Origin of the sequence: Streptomyces sp. NPDC060002 (assembly GCF_042737245.1) — a bacterium.
In the GTDB taxonomy this organism is placed as follows: domain Bacteria; phylum Actinomycetota; class Actinomycetes; order Streptomycetales; family Streptomycetaceae; genus Streptomyces.
This window is the reverse complement of record NZ_JBHWUW010000008.1, coordinates 137909-163402: the sequence shown is the minus strand read 5'-3', so window position 1 is coordinate 163402 and position 25494 is coordinate 137909. Positions and strand designations below refer to the sequence as shown.

Here is a 25494-nt window from a genome sequence, read left to right as displayed (position 1 = left end):
GTGACGGCCACCATGGCCGAGATCACGACAACCGCATACACCGACGACGTGGCCCCCGGCTCACTCATCACCCGCGACGGGCAGATGCAGTGGGCCGGACTGCTGATGGGCCCCGGCACCCCGTACGAGATCGACCGCGGCGGCCTCAGCGGCTGGGAGGACCTGCCGGAGTACGACTCCTCCGACGCCGACCACCCCACCGCGCACGGCGCCTGGCCGGGCGCCCGCTACGCCAAGCCGCGCAAGGTCGGCGGCACGGTGTGGACCGTCCCGGCGCAGGACGACTCCGCCTCGGCGCTCAGCGCCACCCGCGTCCTGCGCCAGGCCCTGCTGCTCGGCGACGCGGAGCGCTGGCTGGCGGTGCGGCTGCACGGCGAGACGCTGGCCGTACGGGCCCGGGTCAGCCAGCGGGTGCTGGCCGCCGACCGGACGTACACCACCCAGGGCGTCTCCCGGGCGTCCGTGCAGTGGTACGCCACCGACCCGCGGCGCTACTCGGTCACCGAGCAGACCGCCGTCACCGGCGCCCCGCAGCCGGAGAGCGGTCTGACCTGGCCGCTGACCTGGCCGCTGTACTGGGGGCAGGCGGCCTCCACCGGGGACGTCAACGCCGACAACGGCGGCTCGGCGCCCACCCATCCGGTGATCACCTTCACCGGCCCGTGCGCCAACCCGACGGTGACCGACCGGACTTCGGCGCAGCGGCTGCGCTACGAGATCGCGCTGGCCTCGGGCGACGAGCTCGTCGTCGACACCGCCGCCGGCACGGTCACCCTCAACGGCACCGCCTCCCGCCGGCACACCGCGGCCGCGGACAGCAGCCCCGAGGAACTCTTCGCGTTCGCCCCGGGCCGGGCCCAGCTGGCCTTCCGACCCGACACCTACGGCTCCGGCGCCCAGATGACGGTGCGCTGGCGAGAAGCGGAGTGGTGACCCCATGACCGTACGAGCCGCCTGGCTCACGGAGACCGGCCAGACCCGGGAGGACACCCGGGTCACCCTGTCCGGACTCCTCACCCCGAACGCCCTGGTCGCGGAGAACATCCCGCTCAAGGCCCGCGGCGGCATCGTCCCCGGCGGCTTCGCGCTCACCGGCGCCGCCGGGGGCATGACCTTCACGATCGGCACCGGCCGCGCCTTCGTGCAGGGCGGCCGGACCGGCCAGGGCACCTACCCCGTGGCGGTGACCGAACCCGAGAGCCTGAGGATCGACGACGGCGACGCCACGCACCAGCGGATCGACCTGGTCGAACTCGTCGTCCAGGACAGCGCCTACGACGGCACCGCGGACACCGTGGCCCGCGTGCGTCTGGTCAAGGGCACCCCGGCGGCCACGCCCCAGCAGCCGGTCGGCCCCGACGGCAGCACCCTGCCGCTCTTCCGGATCCTGGTGCCCGCCGGGGCGTCGGCCGGCTCCGGCGGACTGGCCTGGGACTCCGCCGTCACCAGCCTGCGCTACGCCACGGTGGCCCTGGGCGGCATCGTCCCCGCCGCCGGCTTCAGCGGCGCGTACGCCGGCCAGTACCGGGACAACGCCGGCGTCCTGGAGCGCTGGGACGGCACCGCCTGGGTCGCGTACCCCAAGGGCGTCGGCGGGATCCCGCCGGCCGGCACCCTGACCGCGGGCAGCTACGCGGGCCAGTACCAGGAGGACCCCACCGGTCCGCTCCAGCGCTGGAACGGCAGTGCCTGGGTCGCGTACCCGAAGTCCGTCGGCGGCATCGCCCCCTCCGGCGCCGTCGCCACCGGCGGCTACCCCGGCCAGTACCGCGAGGACTCCGCCGGTCTGCTCCAGCGCTGGAACGGCTCGGCCTGGATCTACGCGGAGGGCCGCACGACCCTGCTGCTCAGCGTCTCGCAGACCAGCGAGCAATCCGTGGTCCCCAACACGTGGACGCAGATGACCCTGCAGAGCACCGACGTGGACGACGCGGCCGGCTGGTCGGGGTCCAACACCTACACGGTGCCGAGGGCCGGCTGGTGGCGGGTGTCGGGGTCCGTCACCTGGCTCCTGCAGCCCTCCACGGGCTCGCGCGGCGCACGGATCTACCTCAACGGCAGCGGTGTCGCGCGCGCCACGTGGCTGATCGGCGCGGGCCCCGGCGCGACCTCGGTCGGCGGCAGCGCCCTGATCAGGTGCGCCGCCGGCGACAAGCTCGCGCTCTACGGGCTGCAGAGCTCCAGCGTGACCATCAACACCCTCGGCGGCTCCGGCTACTACACCAACTTCACCGCCGAATGGCTCAGGTCCTGACGTGTCCTGACGGGCTCTCACCTCACCGCGCACCTCCCGCACGTCCCGCACCTCCCGGAGTTCGCCTCCGAAGACCACAGGAGACCAGCAGATGAACCTGCGCAGCTCATGGGTGGCCGAGACCGGCCAGACCCGCGAGGACACCCGCCTCACCCAGCTCGGCGCGACCACCCCGGCCAACCCGCTGGACGTCCGCTCCGGCATCCTGCCCGGCTCCTACGACGGCCAGTACCGCCTCTCGGGCTTCTGGCTGGAGGGCGGCGCGGGCACCATGACCGCCACCGTCCACGAGGGCCGGGCCGTCGTCCAGGCCGACAGCAACCAGGGCGCCTACCCGGTCACGCTGGCCGAGCCGATCACCCTCACCTTCGCCGACGGCGACGCCTCCTACGGCCGGATCGACGTCGTCGTCCTGCGCGTCTACGACGACCTGTACGACGACTCCGGCTTCACCAAGGCCGCCGTGGAGATCGTCCGGGGGACCCCGGCGGCCACCCCCGTCGTGCCCGCGCTCCCGGAGATCGCGCTGCCGGTCTACCAGGTCGCCGTCCGGGCCGGCATCAGCGCCGGCAAGGGCGGGATCAACTGGAGCACCGACGTGAGCGACCTGCGCACGCCCACCGTCGCGGTCGGCGGCATCCTGCCCGTCTACGGCGAGACGGGCAACGGCGCCTACCCGGGCCAGTACCGCGACTCCGGCGGCGCCCTGCAGCGCTGGGACGGCTCCGCCTGGGTGTCCTACCCCAGCGCCCTGGGCGGCATCGCCCCCTCCGGCACGGTCGCCACGGCCAGTTACACCGGCCAGTACCGCGACACCCCCGCCGGGCTCCAGCGCTGGAACGGCACCGCCTGGGTGACGTACCAGCCGGTCCCGACCTGGACGAACTACACGCCGGTCTGGCGCTGCGAGACCGGCGTGGCGCCCACCCTCGGCAACGGCACGCTGGCCGGGGCGTACGTGAAGACGGGCACCGTCGTCACCTTCCGGATCTACCTCAAGATCGGTTCGACGACCAACCTGTCCGCGCAGGACGCCAACGGCGACTGGACCTTCTCGCTGCCGGCCGCGCCGGTCTCCACCGCCTGGAAGCTGGACGGGCGGGTGCTGAGCGCGGAGGCCTTCGACGACTCCGCCGTCCTCATGTACCAGGGCAGCGGGCTCCTCGCGGTGGCCAACGGCGGAGTCGTCCGCTCGCTGCGCGACACCCTCAAGACCGGCACCAGCCCGTGGGACAAGTCGGCCCCGTTCACCTGGGCCGTCAACGACATCCTCTCCCTCCACGGCACCTACGAGTCGGCTTCCTGACCGGCCTCCTGACGAAAGGAACCACCATGGCCGTACGTTCCGCCTGGCTGTCGCCCGACGGGCAGACCCGGGAGGACACCCGGGTCACCCAGATCGGGGCCGTCACCCCGGTCACCGACATCAAGGGCCGCTCCGGTGTCCTGCCCGGCTCCGAGAACGGCCTGTACCGGGTCACCGGACTCTGGCTGAACGGCACCACCGGCGGTATGACCGCCACCGTCGGGGTGGGCCGGGCCGTCATCCAGACGTCCGTCGCCCGCGGCGCCTACCCGGTCGCCGTCACCGAGCCGGTCCCGCTCACCTTCGACGCCGGCGACTCCCAGTTCGGCCGCGTCGACCTCGTCGTCCTGCGGATCTACGACGACGACTACGACGGCTCCGACCGCACCGCGGCCGCCGTCGAGATCGTCAAGGGCGCCGCGGCCGCCACCCCGGTGGCCCCCGCCGCCCCGGACGCCTCCCTCGTCCTGTTCACCGTGGCCGTGGCCAAGAACGCCGGCGCCGGCAGCGGCGGCATCGACTGGGACAGCGCCCGCGTCGATCTGCGCCCCACCACCGTCCCGCTCGGCGGCATCCTGCCTACCCGCTCCGACGACACCGCGCCCGGCGGCTACCCCGGCCACTACCGGGACGTCAACGACACGCTCCAGCGCTGGAGTTCCACCGCCTGGGTGCCCTACCCCAAGGGCGTCGGCGGACTCGTCCCGGCCGGGGTACTGACCACCGGCGGCTACGTCGGCCAGTACCGGGACTCCTCCCTCGGCCAGCTCCAGCGCTGGAACGGCGGCGCCTGGCAGCCGGCCGTTCCGGGGCCCGCCTTCGTGCAGTCGCTGGACGCCGGGACCACCGCCTCGACGACGTACACGGCCGCCCTGGCCTCCACCACCGTCACGGCGCTGTGGCTCAACTTCACCGCTCCGCCGTCCGGCTCCGTGATCATCGGCCTGGGCGCCCGGATGTCCTCGGGCGGCGAGACCGCGCAGGCGCACATGTCCCCGCAGGTCACGCTGGGCTCCACGGTGATCTGGGCGGCGGACGACGAGCGGGCCGCGTCCGGTTCGGGCGCGGTGTCCAAGTCGACGTCGACCCAGCTGCGTCTGAGCTCCCTCACCGCCGGCTCGACCTACACCGTCACCGTGATGCACCGGTCGAGCAACGCGAGCTTCACCTGCACGTTCGACAACATCTTCCTGCGCGTCGACCCGATCGCCTGAACCACCGTCCCGTTCCCGCCCGTTCTCCCGAAAGGAGTCGACCATGCCCGTGCGCTCCGGCTGGCTCTCCCCCGACGGCCAGTCCCGTGAGGACACCCGCCTCGTCTCGCTCGGCGCCCTGACCCCCACCTCGCCCGTCGCCACCCGCTCCGGCATCCTGCCGGGCTCCTCCGACGGCGCCTCCCGCATCTCCGGCTTCACGCTCACCGGCACGGCGAACAGCATGTCCGCCACGGTCAGCCCCGGCCGTGCCGTGCTCCAGAGCACCGACGCCAGGGGCGCCTACCCGGTCGCCCTCACCGAGTACCTGCCCGTGACGTTCGCGGACGGCAACGCCCAGTACACCCGCATCGACCTGCTCGTCCTGCGGATCTACGACGACCCCTACGACGGTCTCGGCCGCACCGAGGCCGTCGTCGAGATCGTCCCGGGCACCCCGGCCGCGGCCCCGACGGTACCGGCGGCGCCCGGCCTGTCGCTGCCGCTGTACGAGGTCACCGTCCCGGCCAACGCGAGCGCGGGCACCGGCGGCATCGCCTGGGCCACGGCGCTGGTCGGCCGCCGCACCGCCACGGTCGGCGTCGGCGGCATCCTCCCGGTGACCAGCGACACCTCCAACGGCGCCTACCCCGGCCAGTACCGGGACCTGAACGGCGTGATCCAGCGCTGGTCCGGCACCGCCTGGGCCGACTACCAGCCGCCGCTCGTCGTGGAGACGACCACCACCGGGGTCACCGCCCAGGGCAGCTGGTCGCTGTCGTGGTTCGGCGCCCGCCGTACTCGCGGCGTGTGCTCGTTCAGCGTCGGGCTCACCCGCACCACCAGCGTCCTCACCGCGACGGCCGCCGGCACCACCAACCCGGGCAACGTCGGCGACGAGCTGATCTGTGCACTCCCGGCGGGCTGGCGGCCGGTCGTCGAGACCTACGCGTCCGCGAGCGACGGCTTCGCCGACGGCGCCGTCCGGATCGCCGCCGACGGCTCGGTCCAGCTGGTCACCTGGTCGACCAGCGGTGTCATCCAGGTCGGCAATGTCCTGCGCTTCTCCGCCTGCTTCGTGCTGTGAGCGCCGACCGACCCGGCCCTGGGAGCTGACCGCCGTATGACCACGACCACCACCCCCTACCGCGCGATCTTCTGCGATCTGCGCACCGACGACACCATCGACATCCTGCCCCTGCGGGACGTCACCGTCGACGACTACATCGGCAAGGCCGGATCCCTCTCCGGCACCGTCCCCGTCCCCAACGCGGAGATGGCCGCCCGGGTCCGCCGCATCGAGGAGGGCCGCACCTCGGTCTACCTCCAGCGCGGCAACGACCTGTGGTGGGGCGGCGTCATCTGGACGTCCACCCTGCAGAGCGACGACCGGGGCGTGCTCACCCTCGGCATCCAGGCGGCCACCTTCGAGTCGTACGCGGGCCGCCGCCGTGTCCGCCAGGACCTCACGTTCTCCGGGAGCGACGACCAGCTGGAGGTGGCGCGGCGGCTGTGGCGCCACCTCCAGACCGGCGAGCTCGTCGACGACGGCACGCCTCCCGCGCCGACCGGCGGCGACATCGGCGTCACCTTCGGACAGGAGCTCTCCGGGGTGGCGCGTTCGGTGTCGTACCGCGACGGCGACGAAACCGTCTACCTGGAGGCGATCGACGCCCTGGCCGCCCTGGAGAACGGCTTCGAGCACTACATCGCCGTCTACCGCGACCCGGTCACCGGCACCCGGGTCCGCCGGCTCCGGCTGGGCAGCCCGAAGATCACCACCGGCAGCACCGACCTGGTGATGGACCGGCCCGGCACGATCCTGTCGTACACCTTCCCGCGCGACGCCACCCGCGGCGGGACCACCGCCCGGGCCCGCGGCGCCACGGACAACACCAACCAGGCCGTCGAGTCCCGCCCGCTGTTCGCCGATGCCGACATCCCCGACGGCGAAGACCTGATCAAGGTCGGCTATCCGCGGATCGACCTCGCCTCGGACCACAACGACATCGCGAGCACGACGATCCTGCGGTCCCTGGCCAACGCCGAACTCGCCGAGGGCACCGGCGCCGTGGTGATCCCCGAGATCAGCGTCCGCCTCGACGACCTGGTGCCGTCCGCGCTGCTGGGCCGCACCGTCCGCCTCCGGATCACCGACGAGTGGTGGACCGAGGGCCTGGACGCCCGCTACCGGATCATCGGCGTCAAGGTCAGCCCGGCCCAGCGCGGCCGTCCCGACACCGCCGAGCTCTACCTGGAGGACGCCTGATGCCCCAGCTCCCCGAAGACATCATCGACCGGCTCACCCAGATGGAACGCCGTATCCAGCAGTTGTCCACCGCCGTCAACACCCGCCCCGCCCTCAACACGATCACCGGCGGCGAGGTGGAGATCAAGGACGGCACCCTGAAGGTCACCGACGGCGGCACCCTGCTGGTCCAGCGTCCCGGCAGCACCGACACCATGTTCCGGGTCGGCTCGTGGAAGGACGCCGAGTACGGCCTGGAGATCCACCGCCAGACCGGCAGCCTCGCCATGACCCTGTTCAACGGGGACGGCAACGCCAACTCGCTGCAGCCGCTGCGGATCTACGACAGCGGCAACCGGGAGATCTTCTCCGACGACGTCAACAGCGGCGGCCTGGCCCGGCCCTGGCTGGCCATGCTGCCCCCGCAGGACTCGGTGCAGACACGCTGGCCGCAGACCGCCTCGACGTCCTGGGCGACGATCGCGATGTCGTACAACCCGGTCTGGCAGCCGAAGATGCGGCTGAGGCTGAGCACCGCGGCCAGTTCCGGCGCGACCGGCCAGGTCCGGGTGCTGGTGAACAGCGCCCAGTGGGGCCCCGCGGTCGCCGCCGGCACCGAGTTCGACTACACGGACCTGATCAGCACCACCTTCTCCTCCGTGTACACCACCACGCTCAAGGTGGAGATCCAGGCCATCGTCACCAGCACCTCCGGCACCGTCTACGCCACCCCGGTCCTCATGCACGGCCGCCAGAGCTGACCCCGGACACCACAGGAAGGCAGCGCGTCCATGGACATCGACCCCACCCAGCCCTGGGGCCTCGCGATCGACTACGCGGGCCGGGCCACCCTCACCGAGAGCGGCCACACGATCCACGTCAACGTCTCCGACACCAGCCTCAGCTCGGTCATCGGCCCCGACTCGATCAGCGGCACCTACTCGCCGGTCAACGTCACCGCCCAGTTCACCGAGACCGGCGAGGGCGGCGCGGTCCTGCGCGGCACCGGCCGCATCACGATCATGCCCGTCGGTACGGACCCGGTCGCCCCCGACCCGACGGCCGTCCAGCGAGCGGTCGCCGCGGCCCTGACCGACTTCGCGGCCAACGCGGCGGCCTGCGTCGCCCTGTGCGCCCAATGGCAGCCGAACGACGGAACCGGCGACGGCACCACCCCGGACCCGGATCCCGACCCGGAAACCACGGCCTGAGGCACACCGCGGTCTGAGCCCCGCCCCCGCACAAGCCCCCCAGAAGAACCACGCCCGCCACCCCGAGCCGCTCCCCCGCCGGCCGGGGTTTTCTCATGCCCGAACACTCCCCAGGGAGGCACCACCATGGCCAACCCCCTCTCCGCCGACGCCCTCGTGTCCGCACTGCGGGCCGAGGGCGTCACCGTCGTCGAGCACTCCGGCTGGCGCACCAACAACCGCAACCAGAAGGGAAGTTGGGGACCGGTCAATGGCGTGATCGTCCACCACACCGTCACCTCCGGCACCAGCAACAGCGTGAGCCTCTGCTTCAACGGCCACTCCGCCCTGCCCGGCCCCCTCTGCCACGGCGTGATCGCCAAGGACGGCACGGTCCACCTGGTCGGCAACGGCCGCGCCAATCACGCGGGAAGCGGCGACGGCGACGTCCTGAAGGCCGTCATCGCCGAGAAGGCGCTGCCCGCGCCGAACGGGAACGACACGGACGGCAACGTCCACTTCTACGGCTTCGAGTGCGTCAACCTCGGCGACGGCAAGGATCCGTGGCCGGACGTCCAGCTGGAAGCCATGGTCCGCGCCTCCACCGCGCTGTGCCGGGCGCACGGCTGGTCGGCCGCCTCCGTGATCGGCCACAAGGAGTGGACCAGCACGAAGATCGACCCGCGCGGCTTCACCATGGCCGACTTCCGCGCCAGGGTCGCGACCCGGCTGGGCAAGCAGACCACCCCGAGCACCGGCACCGGCACCGGCACGAGCAAGCCGCAGTACCAGCCCTTCCCGGGCGCCGCCTGGTTCCGGAAGAACCCGAAGTCGGCGATCGTCACCGCGCTGGGCAAGCGGCTGGTCGCCGTCGGCTGCTCCGCCTACACCTCCGGCCCCGGCCCGCAGTGGACCGAGGCCGACCGTCTCTCCTACGCCAAGTGGCAGCGCAGCCTCGGCTACACCGGCTCCTCCGCCGACGGCTGGCCGGGCGCCAAGTCCTGGGCGGCCCTGAAGGTCCCGTACAGCTCCTGAGAATCGAGGTTCCCGATGTCAGAGGCCGCCAAGCGCACCCTCCGTACCGTTCTCCAGACCGCTGTCGGCCTGTGCGTCCTGCTGCCGACGGCCGTCGGCACCGCCGGCATACCGGGCACCCTGCCCTGGGTCGCCGCGGCGCTCACCGCCGCCGCCGGCGTGACCAGGGTCATGGCCCTGCCCGCCGTGCAGACCCTGCTGCCCGCGTGGCTACGCACGGACATCCCGGCCGGCGGAAACCCCAGCGAAACGAGCGACGCGTGAACGAACCCTTCTCCGACCCGGCCGCCGTGGCCCTGGAACTGGAGCGGCTGCGCGGCACCGTCGAGGCCGGCTTCGCCCGCGTCGACGGCTCGCTCGCCCTGCTGGTCCAGCGCAGCGACCAGACCGACAAACAGATCGCCGACCACGAACAGCGCCTCGACGCCCTGGAACGCTCCCGCTGGCCGCTCGCCAGCATCGGCGCCCTGGCCGCCCTGGCGACGGTCGCCGTCACCGCCTGGGAGCTGACCGGCCGCTAGGTCCTGTCCCCGGTCATGCCGAAGGGCGGCCACCCCGTACGCAACGGGGTGACCGCCCTTCAGTACTTCAGACGTACGCCTTACTGGTTGTACGGACCGTAGTCGTAGTCCTCCAGCGGAACGGCCTGGCCGGAGCCCGTGCCGAACGGCGAGTAGTCGATGTCGTCGTAGCCGACGGCCGAGTACATCGCGGCCTTGGCCTCCTCGGTCGGCTCGACCCGGATGTTGCGGTAGCGGGACAGACCCGTACCGGCCGGGATGAGCTTACCGATGATGACGTTCTCCTTGAGGCCGATCAGGGAGTCGGACTTGGCGTTGATCGCCGCGTCCGTCAGCACCCTGGTCGTCTCCTGGAAGGACGCCGCCGACAGCCAGGACTCCGTGGCCAGCGAGGCCTTGGTGATACCCATGAGCTGCGGACGACCGGAGGCCGGGTGACCGCCCTCCTGCACCACACGACGGTTCTCGACCTCGAACTTCGAGCGCTCGACGAGCTCACCGGGCAGCAGCTCGGCGTCGCCGGACTCGATGATCGTCACCCGGCGCAGCATCTGCCGGATGATGATCTCGATGTGCTTGTCGTGGATCGACACACCCTGCGAGTTGTAGACCTTCTGGACCTCGCCGACCAGGTGGACCTGGACGGCACGCTGACCCAGGATGCGCAGCACGTCGTGCGGGTTGGTGGCACCCACGGTGAGCTTCTGGCCCACCTCGACGTGCTCGCCCTCGCTGACCAGGAGACGGGCGCGCTTCGAGATCGGGAACGCCGTCTCGTCGCTGCCGTCGTCCGGCGTGATGACGATCTTCTTGGTCTTCTCGGTCTCCTCGATCCGCACCCGGCCCTGGGCCTCGGAGATCGGGGCGACACCCTTCGGGGTACGGGCCTCGAAGAGCTCGACGACACGCGGCAGACCCTGCGTGATGTCGTCACCGGCCACACCACCGGTGTGGAAGGTACGCATCGTCAGCTGGGTACCGGGCTCACCGATGGACTGGGCGGCGATGATGCCGACCGCCTCACCGATGTCGACCAGCTTGCCGGTGGCCAGCGAGCGGCCGTAGCACATGGCGCAGGTGCCGACCTGGGACTCACAGGTCAGGATCGAACGGGTCTTGACCTCCTCGACACCGTGGCGCACCAGCTGGTCGATGAGCACGTCGCCCAGGTCCACGTTGGCCGGCGCGATCACCTTGCCGTCGATGACGACGTCCTCGGCGAGCATGCGGGCGTAGACGCTGGTCTCGACGTCCTCGGCCTTGCGCAGCACGCCGGCCTCGTCGTGCGAGGCGATCCGCAGCTTCAGACCGCGCTCGGTGCCGCAGTCCTCCTCGCGGATGATGACGTCCTGCGAGACGTCCACCAGACGACGGGTCAGGTAACCCGAGTCGGCGGTACGCAGGGCGGTGTCGGCCAGACCCTTACGGGCACCGTGCGTCGAAATGAAGTACTCGAGGACGGACAGGCCCTCACGGAACGAGGCCTTGATCGGACGCGGGATGGTCTCGTTCTTCGCGTTCGACACCAGACCACGCATACCGGCGATCTGCCGCATCTGCATCATGTTTCCTCGGGCACCCGAGTCAACCATCATGAAGATGGGGTTCGTCTTGGGGAAGTTCGCGTTCATCGCCTCGGCGACCTCGTTGGTCGCCTTGGTCCAGATCGCGATGAGCTCCTGCGTGCGCTCTTCCTTGGTGATCAGACCGCGCTCGTACTGCTTCTGGACCTTCTCGTCCTGCGCCTCGTAGCCCTTGACGATCTCCTTCTTCGCCTCGGGAACGACGATGTCGGAGATGGCCACGGTGACACCGGAACGGGTGCCCCAGTAGAAGCCGGCCGCCTTCAGGTTGTCGAGCGTCGCCGCCACGATGACCTTGGGGTAGCGCTCAGCGAGGTCGTTGACGATCTCACCGAGCTGCTTCTTGCCCACCGAGTAGTCGACGAACGGGTAGTCCTCGGGCAGCAGCTCGTTGAAGAGCGCGCGGCCCAGGGTCGTCCGCAGCCGGAAGGTGTCACCCTGCTGCCATTCCGGCTCGCCCTCTTCGCGGGCCGGCGGGGTCCAGCCGCGCGGCGGGATGGTGCCCACCGGGAAGCGGATGTCGATCGCCGACTGGAGCGCGAGCTCGCCGGCGTCGAACGCCATGACCGCCTCGGCCGAGGAGCCGAACGCGCGACCCTCACCCTTGGTGTCACGCAGCTCGCCGTCGGTGGTGAGGAAGAACAGACCGAGGACCATGTCCTGGGTCGGCATCGTCACCGGACGGCCGTCGGCGGGCTTCAGGATGTTGTTCGAGGACAGCATCAGGATGCGGGCCTCGGCCTGCGCCTCCGCGGAGAGCGGCAGGTGGACGGCCATCTGGTCACCGTCGAAGTCCGCGTTGAACGCGGTACAGACGAGCGGGTGGATCTGGATGGCCTTGCCCTCGACCAGCTGCGGCTCGAAGGCCTGGATGCCGAGGCGGTGCAGGGTGGGCGCACGGTTCAGCAGAACCGGGTGCTCGGCGATGACCTCTTCGAGGACGTCGTACACGACCGTGCGGCCGCGCTCCACCATGCGCTTGGCGCTCTTGATGTTCTGCGCGTGGTTCAGGTCGACCAGGCGCTTCATCACGAACGGCTTGAAGAGCTCCAGCGCCATCGCCTTCGGCAGACCGCACTGGTGCAGCTTCAGCTGCGGACCGACGACGATCACGGAACGCGCGGAGTAGTCCACACGCTTGCCGAGCAGGTTCTGACGGAATCGACCCTGCTTGCCCTTCAGCATGTCGCTGAGGGACTTCAGCGGGCGGTTACCGGGACCGGTGACCGGACGGCCACGACGACCGTTGTCGAACAGCGCGTCGACGGCCTCCTGGAGCATGCGCTTCTCGTTGTTCACGATGATCTCGGGCGCACCGAGGTCGAGAAGGCGCTTCAGACGGTTGTTGCGGTTGATCACACGGCGGTACAGGTCGTTCAGGTCGGAGGTCGCGAAGCGGCCACCGTCCAGCTGCACCATCGGGCGAAGGTCCGGCGGGATGACCGGCACGCAGTCCAGCACCATGCCCTTGGGGCTGTTGCTGGTCTGCAGGAACGCGGAGACGACCTTGAGGCGCTTGAGCGCACGGGTCTTCTTCTGGCCCTTGCCGGTACGGATGATCTCGCGGAGACGCTCGGCCTCCTCGTCGAGGTCGAAGGACTCCAGGCGCTTCTGCAGCGCCGCGGCACCCATCGAGCCGTCGAAGTACGTGCCGAAGCGGTCACGCAGCTCGCGGTAGAGCAGCTCGTCGCCCTCGAGGTCCTGGACCTTGAGGTTCTTGAAGCGGGCCCACACCTCGTCGAGGCGGTCGATCTCGCGCTGGGCGCGGTCACGCAGCTGCTTCATCTCGCGCTCGGCGCCTTCGCGCACCTTGCGGCGCACGTCGGCCTTGGCGCCCTCGGCCTCGAGCTCGGCCAGGTCGGTCTCGAGCTTCTTGGCGCGGGCCTCGAGGTCGGAGTCGCGACGGTTCTCGATCTGCTGACGCTCGACGGAGACGTGCGCCTCCAGCGAGGGCAGGTCACGGGTACGGCGCTCGTCGTCGACGTACGTGATCATGTACGCCGCGAAGTAGATGACCTTCTCGAGGTCCTTGGGAGCCAGGTCCAGCAGGTAGCCCAGACGGCTCGGGACACCCTTGAAGTACCAGATGTGCGTCACGGGCGCGGCGAGCTCGATGTGGCCCATCCGCTCACGACGCACCTTGGCGCGGGTCACCTCGACGCCGCAGCGCTCACAGATGATGCCCTTGAAGCGGACACGCTTGTACTTGCCGCAGTAGCACTCCCAGTCCCGGGTCGGACCGAAGATCTTCTCGCAGAAGAGTCCGTCCTTTTCGGGCTTGAGCGTGCGGTAGTTGATCGTCTCGGGCTTCTTGACCTCGCCGTGGCTCCACTGACGGATGTCGTCAGCGGTAGCCAGACCGATCCGGAGCTCGTCGAAGAAGTTGACGTCGAGCACTATGCGTCAATCCCTCTCAGGGTTGTAAGTCTTGGGGTCTGATACGGGGGTCCTGGGGCCGGCAGGGCTCAACTTCGTGAGCCCTGCCGAACTCCCGTCAGACCTCTTCGACGCTGCTCGGCTCGCGCCGGGACAGGTCGATGCCGAGCTCCTCCGCAGCGCGGAAGACATCCTCGTCGGTGTCACGCATCTCGATGGACATACCGTCACTGGACAGCACCTCCACGTTCAGGCAGAGAGACTGCATCTCCTTGATGAGCACCTTGAAGGACTCGGGGATGCCAGGCTCGGGGATGTTCTCGCCCTTGACGATGGCCTCGTAGACCTTCACGCGGCCGGTGACGTCGTCGGACTTGATCGTCAGCAGCTCCTGGAGGGCGTACGCGGCGCCATAAGCCTCCAGCGCCCACACCTCCATCTCGCCGAAACGCTGACCGCCGAACTGCGCCTTACCACCCAGCGGCTGCTGGGTGATCATCGAGTACGGACCGGTCGAACGGGCGTGCAGCTTGTCGTCGACCAGGTGGTGCAGCTTCAGGATGTACATGTAGCCGACCGAAACCGGCTCCGGGAACGGCTCGCCGGAGCGGCCGTCGAACATCCGGGCCTTACCGGTCGGGAGCACCATGCGGTCGCCGTCGCGGTTCGGGATGGTGTGGTTCAGCAGACCCGCGAGCTCGTCCTCACGCGCACCGTCGAAGACCGGGGTGGCCACGTTGGTACCCGGGGCGACCTGGTCGGCGCCGATGCTCTGGAGGCGCTTCGCCCAGTCCTCGCCGAGACCGGAGACGTCCCAGCCGCGGCTGGCGAGCCAGCCGAGGTGGATCTCCAGCACCTGTCCCGGGTTCATTCGGGAGGGCACACCCAGCGGGTTGAGGATGATGTCGACCGGGGTCCCGTCCTCGAGGAACGGCATGTCCTCGATGGGCAGGATCTTGGAGATGACACCCTTGTTGCCGTGGCGGCCGGCGAGCTTGTCACCGTCCGTGATCTTGCGCTTCTGCGCCACGTAGACCCGAACCAGCTGGTTCACGCCCGGCGGCAGCTCGTCGCCTTCCTCACGGTCGAAGACGCGGACGCCGATGACCTTGCCGATCTCGCCGTGCGGCACCTTCAGCGAGGTGTCACGGACCTCACGGGCCTTCTCACCGAAGATCGCGCGCAGCAGGCGCTCCTCCGGCGTCAGCTCGGTCTCACCCTTGGGCGTGACCTTGCCGACGAGGATGTCACCGGCGACGACCTCGGCACCGATACGGATGATGCCGCGCTCGTCGAGGTCGGCGAGGACCTCCTCGGAGACGTTCGGGATGTCCCGGGTGATCTCCTCCGGGCCGAGCTTGGTGTCACGGGCGTCGACCTCGTGCTCCTCGATGTGGATCGAGGAGAGGACGTCGTCCTGCACGAGGCGCTGCGACAGGATGATCGCGTCCTCGTAGTTGTGACCCTCCCACGGCATGAACGCCACGAGCAGGTTCTTGCCCAGGGCCATCTCGCCGTTCTCGGTGGCCGGGCCGTCGGCGAGGACCTGACCGGTGATGATCCGGTCGCCCTCGTTGACGATGACCTTCTGGTTGACCGAGGTGCCCTGGTTGGAGCGGGAGAACTTGGCCAGGCGGTACGTGATGTACGTGCCGTCGTCGTTGGTCGTGGTGATGTAGTCCGCGGAGACCTCCTGGACCACACCGTCCTTCTCGGCCCTGACCACGTCGCCGGCGTCGACGGCGGAGCGGTACTCCATGCCGGTGCCGACGAGCGGGGCCTCGCTCTTGATCAGCGGCACGGCCTGACGCATCATGTTCGCGCCCATGAGGGCACGGTTGGCGTCGTCGTGCTCGAGGAACGGGATCATGGCGGTCGCGACCGACACCATCTGGCGCGGCGAGACGTCCATGTAGTCCACGTCGTCACCGGGGACGTAGTCGACCTCGCCGCCACGGCGGCGGACCAGGACGCGGTTCTCGGTGAAGCGCAGGTCGTCGTCGAGCGTGGCGTTGGCCTGCGCGATGACGAACCGGTCCTCTTCGTCGGCCGTCAGGTAGTCGACCTCGTCGGTGACGACACCCTCGGTGACCCGGCGGTACGGCGTCTCCACGAAACCGAACGCGTTGACGCGGCCGTAGGAGGCGAGCGAACCGATCAGACCGATGTTCGGGCCTTCGGGAGTCTCGATCGGGCACATGCGTCCGTAGTGGGACGGGTGCACGTCACGGACCTCGAAGCCGGCCCGCTCACGGGAGAGACCACCCGGGCCGAGGGCGTTGAGACGACGCTTGTGCGTCAGACCCGACAGCGGGTTGTTCTGGTCCATGAACTGGGACAGCTGGCTGGTGCCGAAGAACTCCTTGATGGAGGCGACGACCGGCCGGATGTTGATCAGGGTCTGCGGCGTGATCGCCTCGACGTCCTGGGTCGTCATGCGCTCACGCACGACGCGCTCCATACGAGCCAGACCCGTGCGGACCTGGTTCTGGATGAGCTCGCCGACGCTGCGGATACGACGGTTGCCGAAGTGGTCGATGTCGTCGGTCTCGACCATGATCGAGCGACCGGACTCGCCGACCGTCTCGGTCTCCCCGGCGTGCAGCTTGACCAGGTACTTGATGGTCGCGATGACGTCCTCGACGGTCAGGACACCCGCGTTGAGCGGGGCCTCGCCGCCGAGCTTCTTGTTGACCTTGTAGCGGCCGACCTTGGCCAGGTCGTAGCGCTTGGGGTTGAAGTAGAGGTTCTCGAGCAGCGTCTGCGCGGCCTCACGGGTCGGCGGCTCGCCCGGACGCAGCTTGCGGTAGATGTCGAGCAGCGCGTCGTCCTGGCCCTGGGTGTGGTCCTTCTCCAGGGTGGCGCGCATGGACTCGTACTCGCCGAACTGCTCGAGGATCTGCTCGGTGGTCCAGCCGAGAGCCTTCAGAAGAACGGTGACGGACTGCTTGCGCTTGCGGTCGATACGGACACCGACCATGTCGCGCTTGTCGATCTCCAGTTCCAGCCAGGCACCCCGGGACGGGATGACCTTGGAGGAGAAGATGTCCTTGTCGGACGTCTTGTCGATCGAGGAGTCGAAGTAGACGCCCGGCGAACGGACCAGCTGCGACACCACGACACGCTCGGTGCCGTTGATGACGAAGGTGCCCTTGTTGGTCATGAGCGGGAAGTCGCCCATGAAGACCGTCTGGGACTTGATCTCGCCGGTCTCGTTGTTGGTGAACTCGGCCGTCACGAAGAGCGGGGCCGCGTACGTGAAGTCGCGGTCCTTGCACTCGTCGATGCTGTTCTTCGGAGGCTCGAAACGGTGGTCGCGGAAGGTCAGCGACATCGACCCGGAGAAGTCCTCGATCGGGGAGATCTCCTCGAAGATCTCTTCCAGACCGGACTTGGTGGGGACGTCCTGACCGGACTCCAGAGCGGCCTCGACGCGACCCTTCCAGGCGTCGTTGCCGAGAAGCCAGTCAAAGCTCTCGGTCTGCAGCGCGAGAAGGTTCGGAACCTCGAGGGGCTCCCTGATCTTTGCAAAGGAGATGCGCAGCGGGGCGGTGCTGGCGGCGTTGTTCGTATTCGCGATCGAGGCGTTGCGCGAGGCGGCCAAGAGGGGGTCCTTCCGAGGGCTCGGACTCACTACGCGCGTACCGGCTCCCCTCCTGCGCACAGAGACAGAAATCCCAGGTGAGGGATTGTCTGATCGTCCGGGCTCAAGTGAGGGCATGCCCCTGGTGACGGGCAGGGAACAGCTAACAGGCAGCGCAAAGGGTCAGTGTAGCCACTTGGCACACTGATGTCCAGTGCGGGTTTTTCGAGACCCTCGTAGCTCTCAACGCCCTCGGTCTGCTAGTCCTCAACGCACGGTGATACTGCCCTCTTTGCCGTCGATCCATGCCTCGGATTCGGATCCTTGTGACGACGCGTCCTGAGAATTGCGCGCTGCGTGCGGTTCGTCAAGGCCCCCCTGCGCGAACTCGGGCGCTCGGAGACACGATGAAGATCACCATACCCCCCGGTCAAGCAGGTGTTAGGCAACCGTGGCCGCGCTCCCAGGAACGCCGAAGAGCGACCACCCAGATGGATGATCGCTCTTCGGTGCGTGAGCGTTACAGCCCCGGAGGGACTGATTCAGCCTTCGCGTCCGGTCGTCGCCGACCGGGAGGTGTTACTTGACCTCGACGGAGGCGCCGGCGGCCTTGAGGGACTCGGCAGCCTTCTCGGCGGCCTCCTTGGCGACCTTCTCGAGGACGGGCTTCGGAGCGCCGTCGACGAGGTCCTTGGCCTCCTTCAGACCCAGGGAGGTCAGCTCACGCACGACCTTGATGACCTGGATCTTCTTCTCGCCGGCGCCGGTGAGGACGACGTCGAACTCGTCCTGCTCCTCGGCAACCTCAGCGGCGGCGGCCGGGCCGGCCGGGGCAGCGGCGACCGCGGCGGCGGCGGTGACGTCGAACTTCTCCTCGAACGCCTTCACGAACTCGGAGAGCTCGATGAGGGTGAGGGTCTCGAACTGCGCGAGCAGCTCTTCCTGGGACAGCTTCGTCGCCATGGTGGGCGATCCTTCCATTCAATTCGGCAGGTGCCGGATGTACATGTCGGCGGGCGTACGTTCGGCCCGCGTCGACCGCCACGTCAGGCGGCGGTCAAAGTGCGAGCCGAGTTACTCGGCACCGCCCTGCTCGGCCTGCTTGGCACGAAGAGCGTCCACGGTGCGGACGAGCTTCGAGGGAAGCGCCTGGAAGAGCTGAGCAGCCTGAGTCTGCTTACCCTTGAAGGCACCCGCCAGCTTGCTGAGCAGAACCTCGCGGGACTCGAGGTCCGCAAGCTTCTTGATCTCGTCGGCGGACAGCGCCTTGCCGTCAAGGACACCGCCCTTGATGACGAGGTTCGGGTTGTCCTTGGCGAAGTCACGAAGACCCTTCGCCGACTCCACCGGGTCACCGGTGATGAAGGCGACTGCCGTCGGACCATTGAACAGGTCGTCGAGCGTCGTGATCCCGGCCTCATTGGCCGCAATCTTGGTCAGCGTGTTCTTCACCACGGCGTACTGGGCGTTCTCACCGAGCGAACGACGCAGCGTCTTGAGCTGCGCCACGGTGAGACCCCGGTACTCGGTCAGCACGGCGGCGTTCGAGCTGCGGAACGCGTCCGTCAGCTCGGCTACCGCGGCAGCCTTGTCGGGCCTTGCCATAGAGCGTCGGCCTCCTTCCGGGTGATGAGGACCGCTCAGAAGGGGCTGGGACAACGAAACGCCCCGGCGCAGGCGCACGGGGCGTAGCTCGACCGACTGAATTCCGTGGAAGGATTTCCGTCCGGGAGCGTATCCACTGACACCTGCGCGGGTCGTCCGCATTGCAGCGGATCCTTCGGCCACCGCCCCCTCTTGCGAGAGCACGGCAACGACCAGCGGTCTTTGGCTTCTCGAGGAGAGTACGTGAACGGGGCGCCGTCAAGCAAATCCGCCCGTACGGGGGCTGTACGGACCTCAGTCCCGGGCCTTCTTCAGCTCCTCGGCCATGTCCAGCGTGTCCGAGGCGGGCGGCACCTTCACGGTCACGGGCTTGCCGAAGTCGAGGAACGTGATGGTGAGGTCGAGCTCGCCGTGCCGTCCGAAGCCCTGCACCCGCAGCTGCCGCGTACGGTCCTCGGCGTCGACCCACAGGTCCATGGTGAGTTCGTCCACACCCTGCTTCTCGTACTGGGCGAGGCTCTTCTCGGTCCGCTGCCGGACGCTCTTGTCCTCGTCCTTGTAGGAGGCGCGGATGTCGTCGACGGTGGCCGTGCCCGTGTAGTGGGTGGTGCCGACGCCGTCGACGGTCTCGGAGCCGGCCTTCTTCAGGTCGTCGGCCGCGGCGAGGAAGCCGCCCTCGTGGGAGGGGTTGTCCCGGACCCGGTCCACCATCGTGCCGGTGTCGACCTTGATTCCGCTGGGGGTGTCGGAGCTGCCCGGCGCCCCGAACTTGACCCAGTGCTTGCCGTCCTCGCCGGCCTCGTCGGAACCCACGTACAGCACCCCGCCGACCAGCCGGAACTCTCCCGTGCCCTGATCGGGTCCACTGAGCACGGTGGACTTCAGGCTCATGACCGGCGGCTCGGTGCCGATCGCGGCCTCGGCCTTGATACGGCCCTCCTCGGGAGTCCGGCCGGTCATGCGGTAGCGCAGGGACACGGCCTGCTCCGCCTTCTCCGCGGCCCGGGTGACGGCGGCCTCGGCGGCCGAACCACCCCCGTCCTCCGTGCCGCCCGCCGCCCCACACCCGGCGACGAGCAGCGCGGACAGCCCGAGGACACCCACGGAAGACCTCATCCAACTTCCCCCAGAACCCGATACAGCGAACACACGGCCGATTCACAGCAAGACCGTGAACGTATCCCAGAGGAGCGGGAGAGGTCCCGTGATTTACGAGCCGGTACCCGCCCCCTGCTGCTTCACCAGCTCCGAGAAGTCCGCGGTGTCGCTCGCCGGAGGCACCTCGGCGGAGACCACGGTGCCGTAGTCGGTGTAGTACGCGGTCTGGGTGTAGGCGCCCGCCGTGGTCTCGCCCTTCTCGACCTTCTTGACCAGCAGATCCCGGTCGTCGACCCAGATGTCGACCGTCTCGGTGGTGACGCCGGCCTGCTCCAGCGTCTTCTTCAGGCCGTCGAGCTGGCTCTGGCTGAGGTTGGAGTTCTTCTCGGCGAGGTCCGCCACCTCGACCGACCCCGAGTAGTGCGTGGTCCGCTGCCCCCGCACCTTCTCCTCGCCGACCTCCCGCACGTCCCCGGAGGCCAGCAGCAGCTTCACCGACTGGTTCGGGGTGGTGTTCTGCATCTGGTCCTTCAGATACGCGCCGGAGCTGCCGCCGAGGCTCTCCAGGTCGTCGTACGCGTATCTGATCCAGTGCTTGCCGCCGGCCTGCTCCGCGAAGGTGTCGCCCATCCTGGCGTAGTAGGCGTCGGGCAGATAACGGGCCTCCATCGACGTGGTGCCCATCTGGCGCATGGTGTCGGCCATGGTGCCGCCGGTGTACGTGATGGTGAGCGTGCCGGTGAGGCCGTCCCCCCAGCCGAGGGCGCCGTCGGCGGTCATCGACATCACCGAGCCCATGCTCGTGGTCGACTCCACCTTCGCGGAGTCGGCGCCGTCGGTGGACTTCTCGGCGGTGCGCAGGGCCGCGACGGGGCTGAGCCGGGGACTGTCGTCCCCGCTCTTCTCGGAGCCGCCGGAACCGTCGGAACCGCCGGAGCCACCGCCGCAGGCCGTCACGCCCGTCAGCAGGGCCGCCACGGCGACCGAGAGGCCCGCACGGCGCAGGGTCGTGCACTTCATTCGTCCCACCCCCATGGATTCCTGTCACTGAACGCTAACGCACAGCACTGACAGTCGTACGAAAAAGAGACGTACGGCAAAAGGGACGAGCCCCGCACCTCGAAAGGTTGCGGGGCTCGTCACCGACTGAGGGTGAGCTGTGGGGCTCAGACCGCGGCCGGGTCCTCCTCGACGAGAAGGTTGCGGGTGCGGTTCGGGTCCACCAGGATGCCGGGGCCGATCGTGGAGCTGATCGCGGCCTTCTTGATGTAACGACCCTTGGCGGCGGACGGCTTCAGACGGAGGATCTCCTCCAGGGCCGCGCCGTAGTTCTCCACCAGCTTGGTGTCTTCGAAGGACACCTTGCCGATGATGAAGTGCAGGTTCGAGTGCTTGTCGACGCGGAACTCGATCTTGCCGCCCTTGATCTCCGTGACGGCCTTGGCCACGTCGGGGGTGACCGTGCCGGTCTTCGGGTTCGGCATCAGACCACGCGGACCGAGCACGCGGCCGAGGCGGCCGACCTTGCCCATGAGGTCCGGGGTGGCGACGACGGCGTCGAAGTCCAGACGGCCCTTCGCGACCTCGTCGATCAGTTCGTCGGAGCCGACGATGTCGGCGCCCGCGGCCTCCGCGGCCGCAGCACGGTCACCGGTCGCGAAGACCAGGACCCGGGCGGTCTTGCCGGTGCCGTGCGGCAGGTTCACGGTGCCACGGACCATCTGGTCGGCCTTGCGCGGGTCGACACCCAGGCGGAAGGCGACCTCGACGGTGCCGTCGTACTTGCTCGTGGAGGTCTCCTTGGCGAGACGGACGGCCTCGAGCGGGGCGTAGAGCTTCTCCCGGTCGACCTTGGCGTCCGCAGCGCGGAGGGACTTGCTGCGCTTGCTCACTACTGCTCCTGATGTGTTCTGAGGAGTCGTGGTACGGGCCGAGCAGGCCCTGCCACGGTGCTACGAAAGTGCTACGGGGCTGGTGATCAGCCCTCGACCGTGATGCCCATGGAGCGGGCGGTGCCGGCGATGATCTTCGACGCGGCGTCCAGATCGTTGGCGTTCAGGTCGGGAAGCTTGGTCGTGGCGATCTCGCGGACCTGCGCCTCGGTGATCTTGGCGACCTTGGTCTTGTGCGGCTCGCCCGAGCCCTTCTCGACACCAGCGGCCTTGAGGATCATCTTCGCGGCCGGCGGCGTCTTGGTGATGAAGGTGAAGGAGCGGTCCTCGTAGACCGTGATCTCCACCGGGATCACCCAGCCACGCTGCGACTCGGTCGCGGCGTTGTAGGCCTTGCAGAACTCCATGATGTTGACGCCGTGCTGGCCGAGCGCGGGGCCGACCGGCGGGGCCGGGTTGGCCGCACCAGCGTTGATCTGGAGCTTGATGAGCCCCGTGACCTTCTTCTTCTTGGGAGGCATTGCTCTCTCCGGGTCCTAGTGAGAGTTTTCAGCCGTCCGGTCCGGATGATCCGGATGGAGGCATACCGCACAACGATAACGGGTATCCATGCGCGGCCAAAAACCGAGCAGGTCAGACGGGCTGCGAGAGCCCGTCTGACCTGATCGGAGGCTTGTGCTCCAGAGGAGGCTAGTTCTTCTGGATCTGGTCGAAGCTCAGCTCGACCGGGGTCTCGCGACCGAAGATCTCGACAAGGCCCTTGACCTTCTTCGAGTCGGCGTTGATCTCGTTGATCGTGGCCTGGAGCGTGGCGAACGGGCCGTCGGTGACGGTGACCGAGTCGCCCACCTCGAAGTCCAGCACCTGGACCTCGACCTTGCGGGCCGGAGCCGGCTTGCCCTCGGCCTCGGCGGCCTCACGCGCGGCCTTCTCCTCGGCCTCCGGAGCGAGCATCTTGACGATCTCGTCCAGGGTCAGCGGGTACGGGTCGTACGCGTTGCCCACGAAGCCGGTGACGCCGGGAGTGTTGCGGACGACGCCCCAGGACTCGTTCGTCAGGTCCATGCGCACCAGCACGTAGCCGGGGAGCTTGTTCTGACGGATGGTCTTGCGATCGCCGTTCTTGATCTGGACGACCTCTTCCTGCGGCACCTCGGCCGCGAAGATGTAGTCCTCGACGTTCAGCGAAACGGCGCGCTGCTCCAGGTTGGTCTTCACGCGGTTCTCGTAGCCGGCGTACGTGTGGATGACGTACCACTCGCCGGGGAGGGTGCGCAGCTCCTCGCGCAGGGCGACAACGGGGTCGACGGGCTCGGCCGGCGCTTCTTCCTCGGCCTCGTCGACGACGTCCTCGGCCTCGATGTCCTCGGCCTCGACGTCCGCGGCCTCGACGTCCGCGTCGGCTTCCTCGTCCTCGACGTGGAGTGCGGCTTCCTCCGCGGGTTCGCCCGCTTCGGCCTCGGCAGCCTCGAACTCGTCCACCTCGTCCGCGCCCTCGACGATTTCGAGCTCGTCGTCCACGGACTCGTCCGGCTCGATGGCGTCGTTCAGGTTCTGGTCAGACACGGTGGCTGCTTCTTCCTGGATACATAGGGGTGGAACATGCGAAAGGGGCGCCGGATACCTCGGCGCCCTTCGCTCTAGGCTCAGCCAAAAACGTACTTGGCGGCGTGGCTGAGTCCATAGTCAATCACGGTCACCAGGCCGATCACGATGACGACGAAGACGATCACCACGGTCGTGTACGTCGTCAGCTGATTCCGCGTGGGCCATACGACCTTGCGGAGTTCGGCGACGATCTGGCGATAGAAGAGCGCGAGACGCTTCAGCGGGCCCTTCTTGGCGCGCTTGCCGCCCTTGCGGGTCTTCTTCTGCGCCTCAGGCAACTCGTCCTGGGCATCAGGCGTGTCGATGGAGCCCACGGCATCCGCCATTCGTCCTCACCTGTTCCCGGGTCGTGGCCGTGCCGCGCCCGGTCTGAGCCGCACGGCGATGCATTGCTGTACGTACATGCGCTGCGCACACATCCTGGTGAAGGAGTGTGTAGCAGGGCCGGAGGGACTTGAACCCCCAACCGCTGGTTTTGGAGACCAGTGCTCTACCAATTGAGCTACGACCCTTTGTGTGTTCCCCAACGTACCGCATCCGACCGAGTGCTCGGTGTGCACCTGCTGGGGCGCGGCTGTTGAAGGCCAACGACGTGTGAGTGTACGTGGTCTTGAGCGCCTCGTCGAACGGAAAGCGGCCTTGATCGGAATCACTCTGATGTTCAATCGGCTGACCAGTCCGTGAAACCCGTGTGCCGGGCCCGTTTCCGGTCTGAAACCATAGGTGCCATGAGCGCTGCAACCTCTCCCACCGAGCGCCGGGTCTCCGCCCGCGTCGGCGCGATCTCCGAGTCCGCCACCCTTGCCGTGGACGCCAAGGCCAAGGCCCTGAAGGCCGCCGGACGTCCGGTGATCGGCTTCGGCGCGGGTGAACCCGACTTCCCGACCCCGGACTATGTCGTCGAGGCGGCCGTCGAGGCCTGCAAGAACCCGAAGTACCACCGCTATACACCGGCCGGTGGTCTCCCTGAGCTGAAGGCCGCGGTCGCCGCGAAGACGCTGCGTGACTCGGGCTACGAGGTGGACGCCTCGCAGATCCTGATCACCAACGGCGGCAAGCAGGCGATCTACAACGCCTTCGCCGCGATCCTCGACCCGGGCGACGAGGTCATCGTCCCGGCGCCGTACTGGACGACGTACCCGGAGTCCATCCGGCTGGCCGGCGGTGTCCCGGTGGAGGTCGTGGCCGACGAGACGACCGGTTACCGGGTCTCGGTCGAGCAGCTGGAGGCGGCCCGCACGGAGAACACGAAGGTCGTGCTCTTCGTCTCCCCGTCCAACCCGACCGGCGCGGTCTACAACGCCGAGGACGCCGAGGCGATCGGCCGCTGGGCCGTCGAGCACGGCCTGTGGGTGATGACGGACGAGATCTACGAGCACCTCGTCTACGGCGACGCGAAGTTCACCTCGCTGCCGGGGATCCTCCCCGAGCTGCGCGACAAGTGCATCGTGGTCAACGGCGTCGCGAAGACGTACGCGATGACCGGCTGGCGGGTGGGCTGGATCATCGGCCCGAAGGACGTCGTCAAGGCCGCCACGAACCTCCAGTCGCACGCCACCTCGAACGTCTCCAACGTGGCGCAGATCGCCGCGCTGGCCGCCGTCTCCGGTGACCTGTCGGCCGTCGAGACGATGCGCGAGGCCTTCGACCGCCGTCGCAAGACGATCGTGCGGATGCTGAACGAGATCGACGGCGTCCTCTGCCCGGAGCCCGAGGGCGCGTTCTACGCGTACCCGTCCGTGAAGGCGCTGCTCGGCAAGGAGATCCGCGGCAAGCGTCCGCAGGACTCGGTCGAGCTGGCCGCGCTCATCCTGGAGGAGGCGGAGGTCGCGGTGGTTCCGGGTGAGGCCTTCGGCACCCCGGGCTACCTGCGGCTGTCGTACGCGCTGGGCGACGAGGACCTCGTCGAGGGCGTGAGCCGCATCCAGAAGCTGCTGGCGGAGGCCAGGGACTGACGTCCTCGTCCTCACGCGCGCGCGGGCCGTCTCCCCCAGAGGAGGCG

General features: G+C 68.8%; 22 protein-coding genes and 1 tRNA gene. 12 read left to right on the top strand and 11 right to left on the bottom strand.

Going from position 1 to position 25494, the window contains the following annotated elements:
- Positions 1-12 precede the first annotated feature (12 nt).
- The 11 genes from ACFWBD_RS10800 to ACFWBD_RS10750 all read left to right on the top strand — a co-directional run bounded on the left by ACFWBD_RS10800 (position 13) and on the right by ACFWBD_RS10750 (position 9747).
- A complete protein-coding gene (locus ACFWBD_RS10800) occupies positions 13-933 on the top strand; it encodes a phage distal tail protein (RefSeq protein WP_385665636.1) in 921 nt (306 codons plus the stop codon).
- Between the two features lie 4 nt (positions 934-937).
- Positions 938-2254, top strand: a complete 1317-nt coding sequence (locus tag ACFWBD_RS10795; protein WP_385665633.1) for a hypothetical protein — start codon at positions 938-940, stop codon at positions 2252-2254.
- Positions 2255-2345: 91 nt separating this feature from the next.
- A complete protein-coding gene (locus tag ACFWBD_RS10790) occupies positions 2346-3560 on the top strand; it encodes a hypothetical protein (RefSeq protein ID WP_385665630.1) in 1215 nt (404 codons plus the stop codon).
- 26 nt (positions 3561-3586) lie between these two features.
- Positions 3587-4774 carry a hypothetical protein gene (locus tag ACFWBD_RS10785; protein ID WP_385665627.1) on the top strand — a complete coding sequence of 396 codons (1188 nt, stop codon included), beginning with the start codon at positions 3587-3589 and terminating at the stop codon, positions 4772-4774.
- Positions 4775-4817: 43 nt separating this feature from the next.
- Positions 4818-5840, top strand: a complete 1023-nt coding sequence (locus ACFWBD_RS10780; RefSeq protein WP_385665624.1) for a hypothetical protein — start codon at positions 4818-4820, stop codon at positions 5838-5840.
- Between the two features lie 36 nt (positions 5841-5876).
- Entirely contained in the window at positions 5877-7022 is a 1146-nt protein-coding gene (locus ACFWBD_RS10775) for a hypothetical protein (protein WP_385665622.1), read from the top strand.
- Positions 7022-7762, top strand: a complete 741-nt coding sequence (locus ACFWBD_RS10770; protein ID WP_385665619.1) for a hypothetical protein — start codon at positions 7022-7024, stop codon at positions 7760-7762. The genes ACFWBD_RS10775 and ACFWBD_RS10770 overlap by 1 nt, the downstream gene beginning before the upstream one ends.
- 30 nt (positions 7763-7792) lie before the next feature.
- Positions 7793-8212 (top strand): ATP-binding protein, encoded by a 420-nt coding sequence (locus ACFWBD_RS10765; protein WP_385665616.1) that lies wholly within the window; start codon positions 7793-7795, stop codon positions 8210-8212.
- A 126-nt stretch (positions 8213-8338) separates the two neighbouring features.
- Positions 8339-9226: a peptidoglycan-binding protein gene (locus tag ACFWBD_RS10760; RefSeq protein WP_385665613.1), complete on the top strand. Its 888-nt coding sequence runs from the start codon at positions 8339-8341 to the stop codon at positions 9224-9226.
- Positions 9227-9241: 15 nt separating this feature from the next.
- Positions 9242-9490 (top strand): hypothetical protein, encoded by a 249-nt coding sequence (locus ACFWBD_RS10755; protein ID WP_385665610.1) that lies wholly within the window; start codon positions 9242-9244, stop codon positions 9488-9490.
- Positions 9487-9747 carry a hypothetical protein gene (locus ACFWBD_RS10750; protein ID WP_054238759.1) on the top strand — a complete coding sequence of 87 codons (261 nt, stop codon included), beginning with the start codon at positions 9487-9489 and terminating at the stop codon, positions 9745-9747. Before ACFWBD_RS10755 ends, ACFWBD_RS10750 begins: the two co-directional genes overlap by 4 nt.
- 80 nt (positions 9748-9827) lie before the next feature.
- On the opposite strand, the gene ACFWBD_RS10745 is transcribed toward ACFWBD_RS10750, so the two are convergent.
- The 11 genes from ACFWBD_RS10745 to ACFWBD_RS10695 form a co-directional block, all read right to left on the bottom strand.
- Positions 9828-13727, bottom strand: a complete 3900-nt coding sequence (locus tag ACFWBD_RS10745) for a DNA-directed RNA polymerase subunit beta' (protein ID WP_385665607.1) — start codon at positions 13725-13727, stop codon at positions 9828-9830.
- Positions 13728-13824: 97 nt separating this feature from the next.
- Positions 13825-17310, bottom strand: coding sequence for a DNA-directed RNA polymerase subunit beta (gene rpoB / locus ACFWBD_RS10740; protein WP_385665604.1), 3486 nt, complete (start codon positions 17308-17310; stop codon positions 13825-13827).
- Between the two features lie 558 nt (positions 17311-17868).
- Positions 17869-18252: a 50S ribosomal protein L7/L12 gene (gene rplL, locus ACFWBD_RS10735; RefSeq protein ID WP_189147766.1), complete on the bottom strand. Its 384-nt coding sequence runs from the start codon at positions 18250-18252 to the stop codon at positions 17869-17871.
- A gap of 111 nt (positions 18253-18363) precedes the next feature.
- The gene (gene rplJ / locus ACFWBD_RS10730; protein ID WP_351757641.1) at positions 18364-18894 is read right to left on the bottom strand and encodes a 50S ribosomal protein L10; all 531 of its coding nucleotides are present in this window, start codon (positions 18892-18894) and stop codon (positions 18364-18366) included.
- A gap of 294 nt (positions 18895-19188) precedes the next feature.
- Positions 19189-20010, bottom strand: coding sequence for an LppX_LprAFG lipoprotein (locus ACFWBD_RS10725; protein WP_385665599.1), 822 nt, complete (start codon positions 20008-20010; stop codon positions 19189-19191).
- Positions 20011-20103: 93 nt separating this feature from the next.
- Complete coding sequence (locus ACFWBD_RS10720; RefSeq protein WP_385665597.1) at positions 20104-21012, bottom strand: hypothetical protein; 909 nt, start codon at positions 21010-21012, stop codon at positions 20104-20106.
- Between the two features lie 146 nt (positions 21013-21158).
- The gene (rplA, locus tag ACFWBD_RS10715) at positions 21159-21884 is read right to left on the bottom strand and encodes a 50S ribosomal protein L1 (protein ID WP_385665595.1); all 726 of its coding nucleotides are present in this window, start codon (positions 21882-21884) and stop codon (positions 21159-21161) included.
- An 86-nt stretch (positions 21885-21970) separates the two neighbouring features.
- A complete protein-coding gene (rplK, locus tag ACFWBD_RS10710; protein WP_020132675.1) occupies positions 21971-22405 on the bottom strand; it encodes a 50S ribosomal protein L11 in 435 nt (144 codons plus the stop codon).
- 169 nt (positions 22406-22574) lie between these two features.
- Positions 22575-23450 carry a transcription termination/antitermination protein NusG gene (gene nusG / locus ACFWBD_RS10705; RefSeq protein ID WP_385665592.1) on the bottom strand — a complete coding sequence of 292 codons (876 nt, stop codon included), beginning with the start codon at positions 23448-23450 and terminating at the stop codon, positions 22575-22577.
- An 80-nt stretch (positions 23451-23530) separates the two neighbouring features.
- Entirely contained in the window at positions 23531-23818 is a 288-nt protein-coding gene (gene secE, locus ACFWBD_RS10700) for a preprotein translocase subunit SecE (RefSeq protein ID WP_385283347.1), read from the bottom strand.
- A 113-nt stretch (positions 23819-23931) separates the two neighbouring features.
- A tRNA-Trp gene (locus ACFWBD_RS10695) sits at positions 23932-24004 on the bottom strand.
- Positions 24005-24220: 216 nt separating this feature from the next.
- On the opposite strand from ACFWBD_RS10695, the gene ACFWBD_RS10690 reads away from it, so the two are divergent.
- The gene (locus ACFWBD_RS10690; protein ID WP_385665590.1) at positions 24221-25447 is read left to right on the top strand and encodes a pyridoxal phosphate-dependent aminotransferase; all 1227 of its coding nucleotides are present in this window, start codon (positions 24221-24223) and stop codon (positions 25445-25447) included.
- Positions 25448-25494 lie beyond the last annotated feature (47 nt).

Excerpts from the sequence above, each read along its gene's own strand:
- ACFWBD_RS10790 (WP_385665630.1), top strand. The coding sequence starts at position 2,346 with ATGAACCTGCGCAGCTCATGGGTGGCCGAGACCGGCCAGACCCGCGAG.
- ACFWBD_RS10755 (WP_385665610.1), top strand. The coding sequence starts at position 9,242 with ATGTCAGAGGCCGCCAAGCGCACCCTCCGTACCGTTCTCCAGACCGCT.
- ACFWBD_RS10725 (WP_385665599.1), bottom strand. The coding sequence starts at position 20,010 with ATGAGGTCTTCCGTGGGTGTCCTCGGGCTGTCCGCGCTGCTCGTCGCC.
- rplK (WP_020132675.1), bottom strand. The coding sequence starts at position 22,405 with ATGCCTCCCAAGAAGAAGAAGGTCACGGGGCTCATCAAGCTCCAGATC.
- ACFWBD_RS10765 (WP_385665616.1), top strand. The coding sequence starts at position 7,793 with ATGGACATCGACCCCACCCAGCCCTGGGGCCTCGCGATCGACTACGCG.
- ACFWBD_RS10780 (WP_385665624.1), top strand. The coding sequence starts at position 4,818 with ATGCCCGTGCGCTCCGGCTGGCTCTCCCCCGACGGCCAGTCCCGTGAG.
- rplL (WP_189147766.1), bottom strand. The coding sequence starts at position 18,252 with ATGGCGACGAAGCTGTCCCAGGAAGAGCTGCTCGCGCAGTTCGAGACC.
- ACFWBD_RS10770 (WP_385665619.1), top strand. The coding sequence starts at position 7,022 with ATGCCCCAGCTCCCCGAAGACATCATCGACCGGCTCACCCAGATGGAA.
- secE (WP_385283347.1), bottom strand. The coding sequence starts at position 23,818 with ATGGCGGATGCCGTGGGCTCCATCGACACGCCTGATGCCCAGGACGAG.
- rplJ (WP_351757641.1), bottom strand. The coding sequence starts at position 18,894 with ATGGCAAGGCCCGACAAGGCTGCCGCGGTAGCCGAGCTGACGGACGCG.
- ACFWBD_RS10690 (WP_385665590.1), top strand. The coding sequence starts at position 24,221 with ATGAGCGCTGCAACCTCTCCCACCGAGCGCCGGGTCTCCGCCCGCGTC.
- ACFWBD_RS10795 (WP_385665633.1), top strand. The coding sequence starts at position 938 with ATGACCGTACGAGCCGCCTGGCTCACGGAGACCGGCCAGACCCGGGAG.
- ACFWBD_RS10720 (WP_385665597.1), bottom strand. The coding sequence starts at position 21,012 with ATGAAGTGCACGACCCTGCGCCGTGCGGGCCTCTCGGTCGCCGTGGCG.
- ACFWBD_RS10760 (WP_385665613.1), top strand. The coding sequence starts at position 8,339 with ATGGCCAACCCCCTCTCCGCCGACGCCCTCGTGTCCGCACTGCGGGCC.
- ACFWBD_RS10775 (WP_385665622.1), top strand. The coding sequence starts at position 5,877 with ATGACCACGACCACCACCCCCTACCGCGCGATCTTCTGCGATCTGCGC.
- ACFWBD_RS10800 (WP_385665636.1), top strand. The coding sequence starts at position 13 with ATGGCCGAGATCACGACAACCGCATACACCGACGACGTGGCCCCCGGC.
- ACFWBD_RS10785 (WP_385665627.1), top strand. The coding sequence starts at position 3,587 with ATGGCCGTACGTTCCGCCTGGCTGTCGCCCGACGGGCAGACCCGGGAG.